Source organism: Nocardia inohanensis NBRC 100128, from assembly GCF_001612945.1.
Classification (GTDB): domain Bacteria; phylum Actinomycetota; class Actinomycetes; order Mycobacteriales; family Mycobacteriaceae; genus Nocardia; species Nocardia inohanensis.
In genome coordinates this window covers 135,125-154,116 of record NZ_BDBK01000011.1, presented here as the reverse complement: position 1 = coordinate 154,116, position 18,992 = coordinate 135,125, and the positions used below count along the sequence as shown (strand labels likewise).

At 68.8% G+C, this 18,992-nt stretch carries 13 protein-coding genes and 1 pseudogene; 13 read left to right on the top strand and 1 reads right to left on the bottom strand.

Annotation, left to right across the window (positions count from 1 at the left end; translation table 11 throughout):
• The first annotated feature begins 99 nt into the window (after window positions 1–99).
• The 5 genes and pseudogenes from NI1_RS22415 (at window position 100) to NI1_RS22395 (ending at window position 4,199) form a co-directional block, all read left to right on the top strand.
• Window positions 100–1,821, top strand: coding sequence for a sodium:solute symporter family protein (locus NI1_RS22415; RefSeq protein WP_067824324.1), 1,722 nt, complete (start codon window positions 100–102; stop codon window positions 1,819–1,821).
• 12 nt (window positions 1,822–1,833) lie between these two features.
• On the top strand, window positions 1,834–2,067 hold the full coding sequence (locus tag NI1_RS22410) for a hypothetical protein (protein WP_067824322.1): 234 nt from the start codon (window positions 1,834–1,836) through the stop codon (window positions 2,065–2,067).
• A gap of 136 nt (window positions 2,068–2,203) precedes the next feature.
• Window positions 2,204–3,055: an SMP-30/gluconolactonase/LRE family protein gene (locus NI1_RS22405; protein ID WP_067824320.1), complete on the top strand. Its 852-nt coding sequence runs from the start codon at window positions 2,204–2,206 to the stop codon at window positions 3,053–3,055.
• A gap of 57 nt (window positions 3,056–3,112) precedes the next feature.
• Window positions 3,113–3,349, top strand: a pseudogene (locus NI1_RS22400) (acyl-ACP desaturase); the annotation flags it as partial.
• Window positions 3,350–3,416: 67 nt separating this feature from the next.
• Window positions 3,417–4,199, top strand: a complete 783-nt coding sequence (locus NI1_RS22395; RefSeq protein ID WP_067824318.1) for a CPBP family intramembrane glutamic endopeptidase — start codon at window positions 3,417–3,419, stop codon at window positions 4,197–4,199.
• Between the two features lie 54 nt (window positions 4,200–4,253).
• On the opposite strand, the gene NI1_RS22390 is transcribed toward NI1_RS22395, so the two are convergent.
• Window positions 4,254–4,958: a DUF8020 domain-containing protein gene (locus tag NI1_RS22390; protein WP_067824316.1), complete on the bottom strand. Its 705-nt coding sequence runs from the start codon at window positions 4,956–4,958 to the stop codon at window positions 4,254–4,256.
• Between the two features lie 254 nt (window positions 4,959–5,212).
• Between NI1_RS22390 and NI1_RS22385 the strand changes: the two genes are divergently transcribed.
• The 8 genes from NI1_RS22385 (at window position 5,213) to NI1_RS39920 (ending at window position 18,960) form a co-directional block, all read left to right on the top strand.
• The gene (locus NI1_RS22385) at window positions 5,213–6,211 is read left to right on the top strand and encodes a FecCD family ABC transporter permease (protein WP_067824314.1); all 999 of its coding nucleotides are present in this window, start codon (window positions 5,213–5,215) and stop codon (window positions 6,209–6,211) included.
• Between the two features lie 77 nt (window positions 6,212–6,288).
• Window positions 6,289–7,314 (top strand): FecCD family ABC transporter permease, encoded by a 1,026-nt coding sequence (locus tag NI1_RS22380; protein ID WP_067824411.1) that lies wholly within the window; start codon window positions 6,289–6,291, stop codon window positions 7,312–7,314.
• Between the two features lie 20 nt (window positions 7,315–7,334).
• Window positions 7,335–8,207 carry an ABC transporter ATP-binding protein gene (locus NI1_RS22375; RefSeq protein ID WP_067824413.1) on the top strand — a complete coding sequence of 291 codons (873 nt, stop codon included), beginning with the start codon at window positions 7,335–7,337 and terminating at the stop codon, window positions 8,205–8,207.
• Between the two features lie 103 nt (window positions 8,208–8,310).
• A complete protein-coding gene (locus NI1_RS22370) occupies window positions 8,311–15,624 on the top strand; it encodes a non-ribosomal peptide synthetase (RefSeq protein ID WP_067824311.1) in 7,314 nt (2,437 codons plus the stop codon).
• A 37-nt stretch (window positions 15,625–15,661) separates the two neighbouring features.
• A complete protein-coding gene (locus NI1_RS22365) occupies window positions 15,662–16,660 on the top strand; it encodes an ABC transporter substrate-binding protein (protein WP_067824309.1) in 999 nt (332 codons plus the stop codon).
• Complete coding sequence (entS, locus tag NI1_RS22360; protein ID WP_067824306.1) at window positions 16,657–17,883, top strand: enterobactin transporter EntS; 1,227 nt, start codon at window positions 16,657–16,659, stop codon at window positions 17,881–17,883. The genes NI1_RS22365 and entS overlap by 4 nt, the downstream gene beginning before the upstream one ends.
• Entirely contained in the window at window positions 17,883–18,719 is an 837-nt protein-coding gene (locus NI1_RS22355) for a siderophore-interacting protein (RefSeq protein ID WP_067824303.1), read from the top strand. The genes entS and NI1_RS22355 overlap by 1 nt, the downstream gene beginning before the upstream one ends.
• Before the next feature lie 7 nt (window positions 18,720–18,726).
• Window positions 18,727–18,960: a phosphopantetheine-binding protein gene (locus NI1_RS39920; RefSeq protein ID WP_067824300.1), complete on the top strand. Its 234-nt coding sequence runs from the start codon at window positions 18,727–18,729 to the stop codon at window positions 18,958–18,960.
• Window positions 18,961–18,992: the final 32 nt, after the last annotated feature.

The following is an 18,992-nucleotide window of genomic DNA, read 5'->3' as shown; positions in this document are numbered from 1 at the left end:
CCGTCGTGAACCTCCCGGAGCGCCGCGAACGCCCCGCTACTATTGCGCGGCACAGTCGCGCCCGCGTCATCTCGTGATCGTTTCGACAGGAGAAGCCGTATGCCGTTCGACGCCAGCCCGCCGGCCGCCGTTTTGGCCGCCGGGCAGCTGCGACTGGACGCCGACCCCGTCGACTATGCCCTGGTCGCACTGTATTTCACGGTGGTACTCGGCATCGGATTGATGGCCCGGCGGCGCATCTCGACCAGTCTGGATTTCTTCCTCTCCGGTCGTTCGCTGCCCGCCTGGGTGACCGGGCTGGCCTTCATCTCCGCCAATCTGGGCGCGGTCGAGATCATGGGCATGTCGGCCAACGGCGCGCAGTACGGCATGCCGACCATGCACTACTTCTGGATCGGCGCGGTGCCGGCCATGCTGTTTCTGGGCATCGTGATGATGCCGTTCTATTACGGCTCCAAGGTGCGCAGCGTGCCCGAGTTCATGCTGCGGCGTTTCGGTCCCGGGGCGCACCTGGTGAATGCGATCAGCTTCGCGGTGGCGCAGGTGCTGATCGCCGGGGTGAACCTCTATCTGCTGGGTTCCATCCTGAACGCGCTGCTGGGCTGGCCGCTGTGGGTGTCGGTGCTGGTGGCGGCGGCGATCGTGCTGTCCTACATCACCCTCGGCGGATTGTCGGCGGCCATCTACAACGAGGTCCTGCAATTCTTCGTGATCGTCGCCGCGCTGCTGCCGCTCACCCTGGTCGGGCTGCATCGGGTCGGCGGCTGGGAGGGGCTGCGCGGCAAGGTGATCGAAGGACCCGGCGGCGTCGAGCAATTGCACGCCTGGCCCGGCAATGAACTCACCGGGTTCACCAGCAATATCGGTTCGGTGATCGGCATCGTGTTCGGTCTCGGCTTCGTGCTGTCGTTCGGCTACTGGACCACCAATTACGTCGAGGTGCAGCGTGCCCTGGCCACGCACTCCATCTCCGCCGCCCAGCGCACTCCCATCATCGGTGCGTACCCGAAGATGTTCATCCCCTTCATAGTCGTGATCCCCGGCATGATCAGCGCGGTGCTGGTGCCGCAGATGGCCGACTTCAAGGCCGCCGTCACCGCCGACCCCGACTTCAGCGGTGACGTCACCTACAACCAGGCCCTGCTCTACCTGATGAAGGAAACCCTCCCCAACGGTCTGCTCGGTGTGGCCCTGGCCGGACTGCTGGCCGCGTTCATGGCCGGCATGGCCGCGAATGTGTCGGCCTTCAACACCGTCTTCAGCTACGACCTGTGGCAGCGCTATGTGGTCCGCGATCGCGAGGACTCCTACTATCTCCGTATCGGCCGCCTCGCCACCGTGGCCGCAACCCTCATCGCGGTCGGAACCGCGTTCGTCGCAGGCAATTTCGCCAACATCATGGATTACCTGCAAACCCTGTTCAGCTTCTTCAACGCGCCCTTGTTCGCCACCTTCATCCTGGGCATGTTCTGGAAGCGCATGACCCCCGCCGCCGGCTGGACCGGCCTGGTATCCGGAACCGCCGCCGCCATCATTATTTTCATCCTCAGCAAAACCGGCTTCTTCGAATTGTCCGGCCAGGGAACGAGTTTCGTAGCCGCGGGTGTCGCCTTCGCGGTCGACATCCTGGTGAGCATCGTCGTCACCTCGAACTCCCGCCCCAAACCGGAATTCGAACTGGTCGGCCTGGTCTACTCCGAAACCCCCACCGACCTGCGCACGGACCCCGATGCCGCCACCCTCCCCTGGTACCAGCGCCCCGCCCCGCTGGCCGGCATCGCCCTGTTCCTGGTCATCCTGCTCAATATCCTCGTCGGATAGGAAAGGCGCCCAATGCTGTTCGATATCCGCACCATTGTCGGCGGACTTCTCGCCTGCTACGGCCTCATCCTCATCATCGTCGCCCTAAGCTACGACTCGACCGTCCAGCACATGAAAACCGGCGGCATAGACATCAACCTCTGGGCCGGCATCGGCATGCTCATAGCCGGCCTCGTCTTCTTCACCTGGGTCCGCCTGCGCCCGGTCCGCGAGGCGGAAGAGGCGTCGAATCAAACCCCCGAATAGCCGGTAGACCAACGGGCATAAGCATTCTCCGGGCTCACGATCACCACATCCGCCGACTGCACCGGCTCCTACCCCCCGCCGAGTGGGATACATTCACAGCTACCGTGAAATTCGGCGACTTCGAAAGCGACCAGCCATGCCCGAACCACGAGTCTTGCTGGACGGCCTGGGAATCCCGGAATCCCCGCGCTGGCACGAAGGTCGCCTGTGGTTCTGCAACTGGATCGACCGCCAGGTCGTAGCCGTCGACATGGACGGCAAGGCCGAAGTGATGGCCACTCGCGACCCCGACAGCCACCCGATGGGCTACTCCATCGATTGGCTGCCCGACGGCCGCCTACTGGTGACCGGCGACCAGCTGCGCCGTCAGGAACCCGACGGCACACTGGTTCTCCACGCCGATCAGCACGCGAACGAAATCGTGGTCGACGCCTGCGGCAACATCTACCTCAACGGCGCGGACTTCGCCTTCGCCGCCGGAGCCCCACCTGAGCCCGGCTACATCAAACTCGTCACCCCCGACGGCCGCCTCCGCCAAGTCGCCGACGAGATCGAATTCCCCAACGGCATGATCATCACCCCCGACAACCGCACCCTGATCATCTGCGAATCCTTCGCCGGCAAACTCACCGCCTTCGACATCAACGCCGACGGCGACCTGTCCAACCGTCGCACCTTCGCCGAAAACCTAGGCCCGGACGGCATCTGCCTGGACGCCGAAGGCGCGGTCTGGGTCTCCACCGGCGGCCACTCGATAGTGCGCGTAGCCGAAGGCGGCGAAATCCTCCAACGAGTCGAACTCCCGGAGAACCGAGCCCCTTTCGCCCTCATGCTAGGCGGCCCCGACCGCCGCACCCTCTTCATCTGCACAGCCGAATGGCGCCTCTCCGACCCCGTCCCGGAGAACCTCACCCGCCTCACCACCGGCCCCCGCACCGGCGAAATCCTCACCCTCCCGGTCCAGATCCCCGGAGTCGGCCGCCCCTGACCCGCTTGCACCTTTCATCCACATTTCGGCCATCGAGTCGCCCGGCATACGGACTGCCGGGTCAGTCACCGCACCACCGGCAGGGTCTGCGACGACCCGATCGCGGACCGCATGCTGGCGCGCATCGCCGCCGACGAGAACTTACACATGATCTTCTATCGGGGCATTACCGCGGCGGCGTTCGATCTCGCGCCGGATCAGGCCATCGAAGCGGTCACCAAGGTGGTGAAGAACTTCGCCATGCCCGGCACCGGCATGCCGAACCGGCAGCGCAATGGCGTGCTGGCGGCCGAAGCCGAGAAGGCCGCGGTGTCCGCCGGATAGTCGGCTCGCGGGGGCCGCCGCGTGTCAGAATTCGTGGGTGAACGTTGTGCTGGAGTCGGGTTCTCGGCAGCGCAGCCCGGGACGGCTCTGGGTCGCGGTGGGCGTCTACATCGTGGTCACCCTGTCGGCTTCGGCGGGGTTGCTTGTGGTGCAGTCGCTTACGGGTCTGGACGCCGCGGTGTTGTCGCTGGTGCAGTTCGGCCCGGCGATCGCGGCGGCATTGACCTGGATGGCCTTCCGCAAGAACATCTCTGGACTACTCCCGCCCGAAATACCTTGGCGTCGAGTGCTTGTCGACCTCGTCGCGGTGATCACTGTCTGCGTGGCGATCTGGGCGCTGGCCTCGGCGGCCATGGCCTGGTCGGGGCATCACCTGGTCGGACCCGCCGCGATCGGGAGCACGCCGTTCGCAGTCTTCCTGGCCCTTCAACTCGTCGGCGCATGCGGCGAGGAGATCGGCTGGCGCGGTCTGATGCAACCGATGCTCGAAACCCGGATGCGCCGGTTGGCCGCGGTCCTGGTGACCGGCGCGGTGTGGGCGTGCTGGCATGTGCAGGTGTTCGCGGCGGGCGCGGTGCCGGCCCTCTCGTTCGTGGTGGCGGCCCTGTCCTTCGCCGTGGTGCTGGGGTACCTGGGCAACGGCAGTGTCCGCCAGCGCATCCTGGTAGCCACGGTCGGCCACTGGTTGATCAATGTCGGCTGGTACCTGGTCGCCGGGGACGACACGCTGAGCCAACCGCAGGTGATCGTCATGGCGGTCACCGGAGCGCTGGCCGCAGGCGCCGTGCTGGCGGTGACGCGGGCCCGGCGACGGGCGTGACTGTGACCCGCCGCCGGGCATGCGATCACATGTTCTTCGATTCCACAGGCCGGATCACTTGGCCGGGGCGTTGAACGGCTGGTTGATGGTGGTGAAGTACTGGATGGCGGCGGCGATGGCGATGGGTGCGGTGATGAAGATCTGACCCGCGAGGGTGCCGATGAAGCCGACCGCTGCCGCGCCGGCGATGCAACCGCCCAGCGGGCCGAGGCCGAAGAGGGTGGCCAGGACGCCGGTGGCGACCGCGCCCAGGACCGCGCCCGCGGCGCAGCCGATCAGGCCGCCGCCGATGCCGCCGACCAGGGTGGCGATGCTGGCGCCGAGGCTGATGGTGGTGCCGAGGCGGCTCCAGGCGGCGACTTCGCGGTCGTACTCGTTCTTCCAGGGGGCCTTGTCCTCGAAGGGGAGCGCCACGGGCTGGTAGGTGGCGTGGGCGACGTCGAGGCGGGGGGTGAGGGTGGCGGTGCGGCCGGAGAGCTCGGCGGTGATGGGGAAGACGAAATCGTCGACGCGGAAGTTCAATTCGGTGCCCGCGACGGTGGTCCCGTCGGCGGCCTTGATTTTGAAGACGCCGTCCTCGACCGCCAGGGAACCCGCGTCGGTGTTGATGACCATGTTCGTGTCGTTGCGGGTGGCGGTGTAGTTGATCGCGGCCGCCTCCGGCGAATCCGCTTGCGGGGCAGCGTGACCGGTGCCGGTGGCGAGCGTCAGAGCGGTGCTGACGGCGGTGGTCAGCATGACGAGCTTGGTGAATTTCACGGGGGTTGAACCTCTTTCTGTTCCCTCATCGAGGCATGCGTCACCCAGCCCGTGGCTTGCGCATGGCAAATACGTTGCCGGGCTGATGTTTTCGGCTACCGTCCGGTCGCGTCGCGGGGTTTGCGGCGCTGTCGCCGACTTCCTGAGCGGCAGCTGTGAACCGGACATGCGACACAGTAGGGTAGGCAAGCCTTACCTATCAAGACCTTCGTTCTTGCCTATCGCCCTCGACAAACCCATTGGAGCGAACGCGAATGCTTTCCCGGCGACATTGGCCAGGCTGTTTGCTGGCCGCTGCCGTGCTGGTCGCGGCCTGTCTGCTCAGCCTCGTGATCGGCGCGAAATCGATTCCCATCCACGAGGTGTGGGCGGCGCTGTGCGGCGGCGAAGACACCCCCGATCACCTCGTCGTCACCGAATACCGGGTGCCGCGCACCCTGCTCGGACTGCTGGCGGGCACGGCGCTCGGCGTGGCGGGCTGTCTCATGCAGGGCCTGACCCGCAACCCCCTGGCCGATCCCGGATTGCTCGGGGTCAATGCCGGTGCGGCCTTCGCCATCACCATCGCGGTCGCGTTCCTGGGGGCGAGCGGCATCGAATCGTACGTGTGGTTCGGGTTCGCGGGCGCGGCCGTGGTCTCGCTCGCGGTCTACCGGCTGGGCACCGCCGGACGGCAGGGGGCCGACCCGGTGCGGCTGACCCTGGCCGGTGTCGCGCTCACCGCCGTCCTGACCGGCCTCACCAAAGGGCTGATCCTGCTGCACCCCAAGGCTTTCGACGAGATGCGCAATTGGGACTCCGGCGCGCTGACCGGCCGGGGCTACGGTGTCATCGCCGGTGCGGCCCCGTTCATCGCCGTCGGCCTGGTGCTCGCGATCCTCGCCGCCCGCTCCCTCAATGCCGTCGCCCTGGGTGAAGACCTGGCGCGGGCATTGGGCGTTCGTGTCGGCCGTACCCGGGTCCTCACCGCGCTCGCGCTGGTCCTGCTCTGCGGCACCGCCACCGCCGCGATCGGCCCGATCACCTTCGTGGGCTTGGCCGTTCCGCACCTGGCCCGCTGGGTCGTCGGCCCCGATCAACGCTGGATACTCGCGTATTCGCTGCTGCTGGCCCCGATTCTGCTGCTGCTCGCGGACGTCATCGGCCGGGTGGTGATCACCCCGGACGAGATCCCGGCGGGTCTGATCACCGCCTTCCTCGGCGCACCCGTCCTGATCGCCCTGGCCCGCCGCGCCCCGGCGGGTGTGGCATGACGCGCGATTCCGGCCGCCGGCCGGCCGCCTCGGTGTCCGTGCGCTCCGACTCGGCCGGTATCGATTTCGGGCGCGCGATGCTGGTGGCGCGCTCGCGCTGGGCCGGAATCGAAGCGCGCGTGGGGCTTCGGAGCGTGGTGGTGTGCGCCCTGCTGCTGGCCGCCGCGCTGGCCGTGGCGGTGATCGCGCTCGGCAGCGGCGACTACGCCATCCCGCCCGGCCGGGTGCTGCGGGCGCTGTTCGCGGGCGACAACAGGTTCGATCGGCTCGTGGTGTGGGACTGGCGGGCGCCGCGCATTCTGCTGGCACTGCTGCTGGGTGCGGCGCTCGGGGTGAGTGGCGCGATCCTGCAATCGGTGACGCGCAATCCGCTGGGCAGCCCCGATCTGGTCGGAGTCAACTCCGGCGCGTACACCGGCGCGCTGCTGGCCATCCTGGTGCTCGGCGGCGGCCGGTACGAGACGGCGGTCGGGGCGGTGCTCGGCGGATTGGGCACGGCGGTGGCCATGCACCTGCTCGCCCTGCGCCACAACGTGTCCGGATATCGGCTGATCATCGTGGGTATCGGCATCGGAGCCATGCTCGCTTCGGTCAATACCTGGCTGATCCTGCGCGCCGATCTGGATGCCGCCATGTCCGCCGCGGCCTGGGGTGCGGGCTCGCTCAACGGGCTGACCTGGGCGCAGGTCGTGCCCGCCGCGGTGGTGCTGGCCGGATTGACCCTGGCGGCGATCCCCCTCGCCCCGCGGCTGCAAATGCTCGAACTCGGCGACGATCTGGCGCGGGCGTTCGGAATCCGGGTCGGGCGGACCCGGCTGGCGCTGATCGTGCTGAGTGTGGCCTTCACCGCGGTGGCGACGGCCGTCGCCGGGCCGATCGCGTTCGTCGCCTTGGCCGCACCGCAATTGGGCCGCCGCCTGGCCCGCACCCCCGGCACCGCGCTGGCCCCGGCGGCCGCCATGGGCGCACTGCTGCTCATCGCCTGCGATTGGCTCGCCCAGCGCGCGTTCGCGCCGACCAGCCTGCCGGTCGGCGTGGTGACGGTTTCGATCGGCGGGCTCTATCTGGCGTATCTGCTGGTGGCCGAGGCCCGGCGGAAGTGAGGAAAGCGAGCATGGACGAGATGCTGGACGGCGAAATGCGCGGCGGCGGGGGCGAATCGAGCGCGGGCTCGGGGTCCCGGCTGCGTGCGGAGCGGCTGCGACTGGGATATCGCGGCCGGACCATCAGCGAGGAACTGTCGGTCGATATCCCCGACGGTGAATTCACGGTGATCATCGGCCCGAACGCGTGCGGTAAATCCACGCTGCTGCGGGCCCTGGCCAGACTGCTGGCCCCGGAGTCGGGCGCGGTGCTGTTGGACGGCAAGCAGATCGGGTCCTATCCGGCGAAGGAGGTGGCGCGCACGATCGGTTTGCTGCCGCAGACCTCCACCGCCCCGGACGGCATCCGGGTCGCGGATCTGGTCGCGCGCGGGCGCTTCCCACACCAAACGCTGTTGCGGCAATGGTCGCGGGCCGATGCCGATGCGGTGGCCGCCGCGCTGGCCGCCACCGGTGTCACAGAGCTGTCCGCGCGACCGGTCGACGAGCTCTCCGGCGGTCAGCGGCAACGGGTTTGGATCGCCATGGTGCTGGCGCAGGAGACGCCGATCATCCTGCTCGACGAGCCCACCACCTACCTGGATATCGCCCATCAGATCCAGCTGCTGGAGCTGTGCCGGTCCCTCCAGCGCGATTCCGGGCGCACCGTGGTGGCGGTCCTGCACGACCTGAACCACGCCTTCCGCTACGCCGATCACCTGGTGGCGATGAAGGACGGCCGGGTGGTGGCGGCCGGACGGCCGCGCGAGATCGTGACCGCGGAGCTGGTCGAGGAGGTGTTCGCGCTGGGCAGCCGGGTGATCGAGGATCCGGAAACGGGTGCGCCGCTGGTCATTCCGCTGGCGGTGCAGCCGTCGCGAGCCCAGGACGAAAACGTAGCTTCCCCACGCTAGGTAAAGTTAGGCTAACCTTGCTTTTCTGGATGGATTGCGCCGCCGCTGAGCCACCGCTCGGCCCCGTGCGATCCGAATGTCGTTGAGGGTGAAGGGAGTTGCCGTGTCGCCGGAGGATCGAGCCGACTCGTGGACCGGGGGTCCCGCGCTACCGCTGACCGGTCCGCAGCTGGGCATCTGGAACGCTCAGCGGTTCGATCCGGAATCCGGGCGCTACCTGGTCGGCGAGGTGCTCGAGATCTCCGGCGCGCAGCCCGTCGACACCGAACTGCTCGCCGAGGCGATCCGGCGCACCGTCGCCGAGGCCGAGAACATGCGGCTGCGGTTCCGCGAAACCGATGCGGGGCCAAGGCAATTCGTCGCCGATGTAGCGGCGCGACTGGGCCCTGAGATCGACCTGCGGGCCGCCGCCGACCCGGTGTCACTGGCCCACGAGGCCGTCGCCGTGGAGCGCCACCGCGCCGCCGAACACTGCCGCGGCATGGTGGACCGGCAGCTGTACAGCTACACGCTCATCCGCGTCACCGACTCCGAGGTGTGGTGCGTGCAGCTCTATCACCACCTCATCGTCGACGGTTACAGCGCCGCTCTGCTCTCCCGCCGCGTCGCGGCGCATTACACCGCACTGCGCCGCGGAAACAACCCGCCCAAGCGCACTTTCGGCACCATCGCCGCTTTGATCGCGGAGGAACAGGCATACCGCACCGGCCCCGACTTCGAACGGGATCGCGCGTACTGGCGTGAAACCCTCACGCCCTGGCCGGATCTGGACGGTCGTGGCCGTCACGTCGGCGGGCCGGTCGAGCGCACCTTGCGCGCCGAATCGATCCTGTCGACCGAAACCCTCACCGCGCTAAGGGAATCCGCCGACCGGCACAATGTGTCCTGGGCCGACATCCTGCTCTCCTGCTACGCGGCCTTCCTCAGTCGCCATCTCGGCACCTCCGATCTCGTCATCTCCATGCTCCTCATGGGCCGAGTCGGCCGCGCTGCCCTCACCACCCCGGCCATGGCCGTGAACGTGCTCCCGCTGCGCCTGACCGTCCGCCCCGGCGACCGCCTGGCCGACCTGGCTCCCCGGGTAGCCGACACCCTTCGTGAAATCCGCACCCACCAGCGCTACAGCGGCGACGACCTGGCCCGCGACTTCCACGGCCACGGCGCCGGCGAACTGCTGCACGGTATCGGCATCAACCTCAAGGTCTTCGACTTCGCCCTCGACTTCGACGGGTCCCGCGGCGTGCTCCGCAATGTGGCCGGCGGTCCACCCGAAGACCTCGGTCTGACCGTCACCCCGCTCCCCGACGGCACCCTCCTGCTCGGCTTCGAATCCGACGCCCGCAATAACACTGCGGCCGCGGTCCGAGCCCGCATCAACGGCCTCGCCCGAGTCATCAACGCCTTCACGGGATCTCACAAACCTCCGGTGGGAGCCCTGCACCTGATCGACCCGCACGCCCGCGCGGAACTGCTGGCCGCCCGCGCCGAACGCTCGGGCCCCTGGCCCACCGACCCGCCGAGCCCGCCCCAACCGCACTCGGCCGCAACGGATGTCGTGCCGGTTCCGGAACTGTTCGATCGGCTGACAAAGGTGCACCCGGATGCGATCGTGCTGGCGGATGCCGAGGGGGAGTGGTCGGCTCGAACGGCCGGGCAGCGGGTGCACCGGCTGGCGCGGTATCTGCGGAGCCGTGGCGTCGGGCCGGAGGTGATCGTCGGTATCGCCCTGCCGCGCGGGGCCGAGTTCGTGATGGCGTTGTTCGCGGTATGGCAGGCGGGGGGAGTGGCGCTGCCGCTGGACTCCGAGCATCCCGTGGCCCGGCTGTCCGCGATGGTCGATGACGCCGCACCCGCCATTGTCTTGGCCGCCGGTGAACTTTCGGCCATATTTGGCGCATCGGCTGTTGTGGTAGACCCCACCGCCTATCCAGCTACACCGGAGGGGTTTTCGGCCGAATCCTGGCCGGCGGCCGACGCCGTCACCGCACCGCCGGGAAAGGTGGAGGACGCAGCGGCTCAGTCGGGTGTCGCCGGACTCGCACAGGTTCCCGCGAACGCGGAGTCCGGCGTTTCGACCGCGCGGCCGGGCAGCGTTGCGGGACCGGCGAACCCGGTGGCCATGGCGACGCCGGTGCGGCCCCGGCAGGGCGCCTACCTGATCTACACATCCGGCTCGACCGGGCGGCCCAAAGGTGTGCTGGTGGACCACGGAGCATTGGCGCAGCTGGTAGCCGGGAACCGATCCGGAATGTACGCGCGGGCGGCCGCCGGGTCGGACGGGCGATTGCGGGTCGCGCACACCACATCGTTCGCCTTCGACGCTGCGCTTGATCCGCTGTTCTGGCTGCTCGACGGGCATCGGGTTCAGGTGTACGACAGTGATATCCGGCGCGATCCGGCACGGCTGGTGACGGCGTTCGAGCGGGATGGGATCGATGTCGCCGACGGCACCCCGGTCCTCGCGGCCGCGCTGCTGGACCATGGGCTCGATCGGGTCGGGTTGCGGTTGCTGGCGCTCGGTGGCGATGCCTGTTCGCCGGAGTTGTGGCGGCGGATTCAGGACGCCGGGATCGCGGCGGTCAATCTGTACGGGCCCACCGAATCGACGGTGGACGCGGTCGGGGCGGTGGTGGACGGAGCGGGTCCACGGATCGGGTATCCGTTGCCCGGTACGCGAGTTTATCTGCTGGACAGTGGTTTACAGGCGGTGGCCGATCATCGGATCGGCGAGTTGTATCTGGCCGGGCCGCAGCTCGCGCGTGGATATCTCGGGCGGCCCGGGGGGACCGCCGAGCGGTTCGTGGCAGATCCGTTCGGACCGCCCGGCGCGCGGATGTACCGGACCGGGGATCGGGCGCGCTGGGTGCCCGGTCGTGGTTACGAGTACGCCGGGCGAGTCGATGCGCAGGTCAAGATTCGCGGGCATCGCGTCGAACTGGGCGAGGTGGAGGCCGCACTCGGCGGGCTGCCGCGAGTTCGGGGCGCGGCGGCCGATATTCGGCAGATCGCCGGCCGACCGACCTTGATCGGGTATGTGGTGACGCACGAGAATGCCGCCGCCGCAAGCTTCTCCGTTGATTTGCGCAGTGCGCTGGCGGAGCGGGTTCCCGACCATATGGTGCCCGCGCGCATCGTCGTGCTGGAGGCGTTGCCGCACACCGTCAACGGCAAGCTGGACCGTGCCGCATTGCCGGATCCGCCGGCGGACGGGGGCGGCCGGGCTCCGGAGACGCCGGCCGAGCAGGCGCTCTGCACCGTGGTCGGGGCAGTGCTCGGGCACGAGGCGGTCAGCGTGGACGATGACTTCTTCGGTGCCGGCGGCGACAGCATCACCGCGATCACCGTCAGCAGCCGCCTGCGTGAGCAGGGATTCGTGCTGACGCCGTTACAGCTGTTGAGCCGGGCCGGATTCGCCGCGCTGGCCGCTGCCGCCGAGCGGTCTGCGGGTGTGGCAGCCGAGCTCACTGCTCGGGGTGCGGCGACGCCGGAGCGGGCGAGGGTGGCACTGACTGCTCCCGAGTCGGCGGCGCTGAGCGAACGGTACGGCGCGATCGCCGATGTGCTGCCCTTGTCTCCGCTTCAAGAAGGGCTGCTGTTCCATGCGTTGCGGGACGGCGCGGACGACATCTACACGCTGACAGCGCAATTCGAGCTGCACGGCCCGGTCGACGCGGAACGGCTGGGCGCGGCCTTCGCGCAGGTGCTGGCGCGGTACCCCAATCTCGGTGCGGCCTTCAGCTATGCGGAGCTGGACGATCCGGTGCAGGTGCTGCCGCAGCGGCCCCGAACCGCTTGGCGCGTTGTCGATCTGCGAGATCGGACGGCGGCGGGGCGTGCGACCGAGGCGCGCGAGCTGGCCGAACGGGCAGCGGCCGAACCCTTCGATATCGCCGAGCCGCCACTGTTGCGCGGCTTGCTCATCCGGCTCTCGGAAGAATCTCAGCGATTCGTGCTCACCGCCCACCATCTGCTTGCGGACGGCTGGTCGATTCCCATCGTGATGCGTGAACTGCTGGCGCTGTATCACGGTGCAACGCTGAGCAAGCCCGCGTACTACGGCGACTACCTCGTCTGGCTGGCCGCCCGGGACGCCGACGCCACCCTCGCGCGCTGGCGCGAACATCTGGACGGGTTGTCCGCCGGGTCGCTGGTCGGCACCCTCGGCGGTCGGTCCACAGCGGTCGGACAGCGGATTCCATTGCCGGACAGGATGTCCGAAGATCTGGAAGCCGCCGGCCGCCGTCACGGCCTGACCATGAACATCCTCGTCCAGGGCGCCTGGGCGCTGGCGCTCGCCGCGCATCTCGACCGCACCGATGTGGTGTTCGGCGCGGTCGTCTCCGGCCGTCCGGCGGACCTGCCGGAGGTCGAGAACATGGTGGGCCTGTTCAGCAATACGATTCCCGTCCGGCTGCGCTTGGATCGCGAGCGCCCGCTGCTGGATCAGCTGGTGGAATTCCAGCGCGAGACCTTCGAATTGCAGGGCCGCGCCCACCTCGGCCTGGCGACCATCGAACGCGCTCTGGGGTTGGGCAGCCTGTTCGACTCCCTGGTCGTCTTCGAGAACTTCCCGAAATCCGCACTGCGCCAACCGGACAGCCATGAATTGCGGGTCGCCGACGTGACGGTGCACAGCCTCACCCACTTCCCGGTCACGGTGACCGCGCGGCCGGGGGCACGGTTCGAGCTCATGCTGCACCACGACCCCGCGGCGGTACCGGTCGCGGCGGCCGCACGCCTGGCGGAGCGCCTGGGCGCGGTGCTCACCGGCTTGGTCACCGAACCGGCCGCTTCGGCCGGTACCTGGCTGGACGCCACGAATATCGAGGCAGCACACCGTGAAAGGTGTGGCCGAACGCTGGCCGAGTGGGGGTCTACCGTAGCCGTCGACCCCGATGCGCCCGCTGTCACCGCCGAAGACACGACAATCAGCTACCGAGAGTTCGATTCCCGCGCGAACCGCCTGGCCCGCCGGCTGATCGCGCGCGGTATCGGACCCGAATCGGTGGTCGCGGTGGCTATGCCGCGCACCCTGGACGCGGTCATCGCCGCCCACGCCGTGATCCGCTCCGGCGGCGTGTACCTGCCGATCGACCCCGAACAGCCCGCGCGACGCATCGAGAAGATCCTCGAAACCGCCCGTCCCGCACTCGTTCTCGAATCACTCGAAGAGTGGGCCGCGGCCGATTTCGACGACGCTCCCGTCACCGATGCCGACCGCATCGCCCCGCTGCACCCCGGGAACTCCGCGTATCTCCTGTTCACCTCCGGCTCCACCGGCATCCCCAAAGGCGTGACCGTCCCGCATGAGGCGATCGTCAACACCTTCGAATGGCTCCAGCACGAACAACGATTCGGCCCCGGCGACACCGTCCTCTACCGCACCCCGCCCACCTTCGACGCCTCCCTCCTCGAACTGTTCCTGCCCCTGCACGTCGGCGCCCGCATCGTCCTCACCCGCCCCGACGGCCACCGCGACCCCTACTACCAAGCCCGGCTCATACGCGACGAACGCGTGACAGCCATCCAGATGACCACCTCTATGCTCACCGTCCTCGCCGAGGAAGCCGACCTGGCCGCCTGCACGGACCTGCGCTGCGTCATCACAGGTGGTGAAGCGCTGCCCCCGGGCACCGCGCAACGGGTACGCGCCCTGACCGGTGCGCGGGTGCACAACCTGTACGGCCCCACCGAAGCCGCCGTCTGCATCACCCGCCACGAGACCGACGACACCGATACCCGCGTCGTCCCCATCGGCCGCCCCGCGCCCGGTTCCGGCGTGCACGTACTGGACGAAAAGCTGCACCCGGTCCCGTCCGGCGTGATCGGCGAACTGTATTTGACCGGTGCCCAACTCGCGCGGGGCTACCTGTCCGCGCCCGGCGCCACCGCGGCATCGTTCATCCCCGATCCCAATGGCACCGGCACACGCATGTACCGCACCGGCGACCTGGTGAAATGGACCGCCCGTGGCGAACTGGAGTACGTCGGCCGCGCCGACAGCCAGGTGAAGCTGCGCGGCCAGCGAATCGAACTGGGCGACATCGAATCCGCTCTGCTGAACTGTCCCGGCGTAGCCCAGGCGGTAGTGCTGCTTCGCGAGGACACCCCCGGTGACCAGCGCTTGGTGGCCTACCTGATCACACCGTCCGGCCTGGCGACGGATACCGCCGCGGTGCGTTCCGAAGTGCGGAAGCTATTGCCCGCCTACATGGTTCCCAGCGCCTTCGTGATCCTCGATCACATCCCCCGCACCGGCAGCGAGAAGGTGGACCGCAAAGCGCTGCCCGCGCCGGACCTTGCCGGCCCGGATGCGAAGTCGGCGGAGCGGACCGGCCGGCTCGGAACCGAAGCCGTGGTGGGGCGTAACGACGCGTACACCGCGGTGCAGGTGGCACGCGCCCGGCGTTCGGATCGGGTGAGGCCGGAGGCGGTCGCCGCCGTGGCTGAGGTGTCGGCGGCGATCGCTGCGGCCATGGCGGCGGTGCTGTCGGTTCCCGCCGTGGCCACCGACGAGGATTTCTTCACTGCCGGCGGCCATTCCCTCACCGCCGTGCGGCTGGTCGGCCGATTGCGCCGTGCCGGTATGGAAGTCGTGCTCGATGACGTCTTCGAGGCCCGCACGCCGCACGCCTTGGCCACCAGGATCGCCGGAGCGACTGCCACGTCCGGGCTCTTCGGCCGCCGCCTGGATCATGTCCTGCCCCTGCGCGCGGAGGGTGCGGGCGCACCGCTGTTCTGCGTCCATCCCATCGGCGGAACCGCATGGCAGTTCGGCCCGCTCGCGCGGCTGTTGCGCGCCGACCGGCCGGTCATCGGATTGCAGTTGCCGTCATTGGGCGACAGGGACTTCCACGCGGCGGACCTCGGCGAGCTGGCACGGCATTACCTCGCCACCGTCCGCGGTATTCAGCCGCGCGGCCCCTATCATCTGCTCGGCTATTCCCTGGGCGGCAATATCGTCCACGAACTCGCGGCCGCGCTGGAATCGGATGGCGAGACCATCGCCTTTATCGGGCTCATTGATTCCCATCCGCTCGCGAACCTCACCGACCAGGCCACGAAGGCACTCGCAGACCCCGCCGCACTCGATCGCCTGCTGCCCGAAATCGACGGCGACACAACGGAACTCGCCGGTCTGCTGCGCTCCGCCGCGACCGACCTGCTGCGCATGGTCACCAACTCGGCCCCGCCCCGCTACTCCGGCCGCATGGCGCTCTACGCCGCCGATACCGCGCTCATCAGCAATGACGGCTCCGGCCGGGAGCGCACCGAAGCCCAGCTGAGCGGGTGGGTCGCCGACCACGCGCGGCTCGTCGTGCGCCGGCTGCCGTATACGCATTTCGACATCGTGTCCGAGCGCGGCTGGACCGAACTCGCCGCGCTGCTCGATGCCGATCCGGCGCTCGGGCTTTAGACCGATTCCCCAACAAGAAAGAAAGAACACCACATTCATGTCGCTGTACCGATCGACGGCCCGCCTGCGCGCCGCCGTCGCCCTGTTGATCCTCGCGCTGGTCGCGGCGGTCGCGGGCTGTAGCAGTTCCAGCTCCGATGAAGCGAGCGAGTCCGGCACCCGCGAGGTGCGGACCGATCGCGGCGCTATCACCGTGCCCGCCGATCCACAGCGCATTGTCGTGGTCAACGGCGCGCTCGCCGGATACCTCTTCGATCTGGGTGCGAAGGTGAAGGCCGCCGACCCGCGGGTGCTGGGCGTGACCTTGAAGCCGGGTGAGTTCCCCGCCGCCTGGGCCGCCGACGCCAAGGAGCAGGGCACCGCGGTGCTGGCCTCCGGGGACAACATCAATCTGGAGTTCATCGCCGCGCAGCGACCGGATCTGATCATCGGTGGCGGGCAGGGCTATCCGGGGCAGCAGTCCATCGACGCCTACGACAAGCTGACCGCTATCGCGCCGACCGTGCTGGTGCCGTCCAATTCCATCAACTGGCAGGACCAGTTGAAGTCGGTGGCCGACGCCGTCAACCAGTCCGCCAAGGTGAATGCGCTGATCAGTGCGTATGACGCCAAGGTCGCGAAGGTCAAGGGCAGCATCAAGCCGCCCTCGGGCGCGATCTCGGTGTTCCAGTCGCGCAAGGACAACAAGCCCTCGGTGATCGCGCCGGGCACCCCGCTGGCCTCGCTGCTCACCGCGACCGGGTTCACCATCGACGACAAGGTGGAGGCCAAGGCCGGTAATCCGGCGCGCGCCGCGGCCGCCGACTGGGTGTCGTTCAGCCCGGAACTGGTCACCACGGTCGTGGATGCGCCCGCCCTGTTCGTGATTCAGCTCGACGGCGGCCGCTCCATCGCCCAGCTGAAGGAAGATCCGATGCTCGCCAAGCTGCCGTCCTTCCAGTCCGGCAAGGTCTACGACCTGCCCGCCACCAGCCAGCGCCCCGACTACCGCAATGTCATGAGCACCCTCGACCTGCTGGCGGAGCGCTTCCGGTGACGGCCGCCGGCGGCCTGCTCATCGATGTCTCGCCGCTGCGGGCCAGCCGGGAGTTCCGCTGCGCCTTCGCGGCCCGGCTGGTATCGGTGCTGGGGATCGGGTTGCTCATGGTGGCCCTGCCCGTGCAGGTCTACCAGCTGACCGGATCCTCGCTGCACGTCGCCGGCGTCACCACGGTCACCGCGATCGCCCTGTTCGCCGGCAGCCTGGCGGGCGGGGTGATCGCGGACCGGTACGACCGCCGCGATGTCATCCAATGGTCGCGCAGCGCAGCGGGTTTGGGTTTTCTGGCGCTGGGGTCGAACGCGCTGCTGCCGGACCCGATGCTGCCGGTGATCTATGCGGCGGGCGTGGTGGACGGCCTCGCGGGCGGTATCAGCGGGTCCGCGCTCATGGCCCTGGTGCCCAGGCTGGTCGGTCGCGAGAAGGTCGCCGCCGCAGGGGCTTTGACGGCCCTGACCGCCGATCTCGGCACCATGATCACACCCGCATTGGCCGGGCTGCTCATCGCGAAAACCGGTGTGGCCCCGGCGTTCTTCCTGACCGCCGCCGCGACCGTGGGCACGGTGAGCCTGATCCGGGCGATCGGCCCACAACCACCACCGGAGCGCGAAATCCAGCATCCGCTGCGCGAGCTGGCGACCGGAATTCGATTCGCGTTCCAGCACCGGACGATTCGCGCGGCATTGCTCACCGGACTGATCGCCATGCTGGTGAGCGGGCCGCTGGTCCTGCTGCCCGCGCTGGCCGACGAGCTCGGCGCCGGGACGACCACCCTCGGCCTGCTCTACGCCGCACCCGGAGCCGGTGCCGTGCTCGGCTCGCTGACCAGCGGCTGGATCGGCCGCAGCGCTCGCCCCGGCCGTGCCCTGCTGATCTCTTCGGCCTGCATGCCGATCGGCGTCATCGTCGCCGGGCTCGCCCCGCACGCCGCGCTGGTCTTCCTCGGCCTGGCCGGTTTCGGCACCGCCCGCGCGGTGAACATGGTGCTGCGCTACGCCGTCTTGCAACGCGAAGCCCCCGAGGAACTGCGCGGCCGCGTCTCCGGCCTGCTCATGGTGCAGGCCGTCACCGGCACGGCGGTGGGCTCCATGCTGGCCGGCATCGCAGGCCAATTCTGCACGCCCGCAACCGCTCTCGTGGTCTACGGGCTGTTCGTACTGATTCTCGGCGCGGCCACCGCCCTGGCCGCCGCGCCACTGCTGGGAGAGGAGAAGCCCTGATGGATCGTGCCGCCTATGCCACCCGTATCAGCGAGGTGCTGTCGGGCCCGCACGGAGCCAAGGTCGGGTATCCGATCGGATTGTGCGAGGTGCGGGTACTGCGCACCGAACAGGTGGGCGCGGGCCTGCTGCGCATCACCTTCGGTGGTCCGGACCTCGCTGGTTTCCACAGCTATGTGCCGGATGAGCATGTGCGCCTGGTGTTCCCGGATGAGGACGGTGTGCTGCGCTTGCCCAGGCGTGACGGGTTGTCGCTGGAATGGGGCAACCCGCGCCCGGTCTCGCGCGAGTACACCGTGCGCCGCCACAGCGCCGAGGATGCCGAGCTGGATATCGATTTCGCGATCCACCCCGGCGGGCTGGCCTCCGAGTGGGCGTTGACCGCGACCCCGGGCACCCCCGTGCATATCGCGGGTCCGCCCGGGGGAGTGGTGGTTCCACGCACCTACGACCGGTACCTGTTCGCCGGAGACATCACCGCGCTGCCCGCCATCGCGCGCTGGCTGGAATGGTTGCCGCGTGGGGCCGCCGGTTGGGCGTTCATCGAAGTGACCGGGCCGGACGAGGAAATCCCATTGGACGCCCCGGCCGGTGTCGAGGTGTGCTGGGTGCATCGCGGTGCCATGGAACCGGGTACCGGCGACGCGTTGGAGCGAGCCGTGAGAACCGTGGAAGTGGCTGCGGGGGAGCGGGTTTACGCCTGGATCGCCGGTGAAGCAGGTGTGCTGCGCCCGCTGCGCCGCTTCGTGCGCACCGACCTCGGCATCGGGCCGAAGGACTACCTGATCGCCGGCTATTGGAAGCGCGGCATCGCCGATTACGACAGAGACGAGTGAGGCAACGATGAACGATCAAGCGATCACAGCGGGACAGTGGGCCATCGACGATGTGGCCACGGCGCTAAGCATCGACCCGGCCGGACTGACCCTCGACACCGATCTCCTGGACGCCGGACTGGATTCGGTCCGCATCATGTCCCTGGTCGAGAAGTGGCGGGCGGCCGGCCACGAACACATCGACTTCCCCACGCTCGCCGGTGATCCGGTGCTGCGATCCTGGCTGCAAGCACTGTCGTGACCGGTGGCGCGGCCGAGCCGCGCCACCTTTCC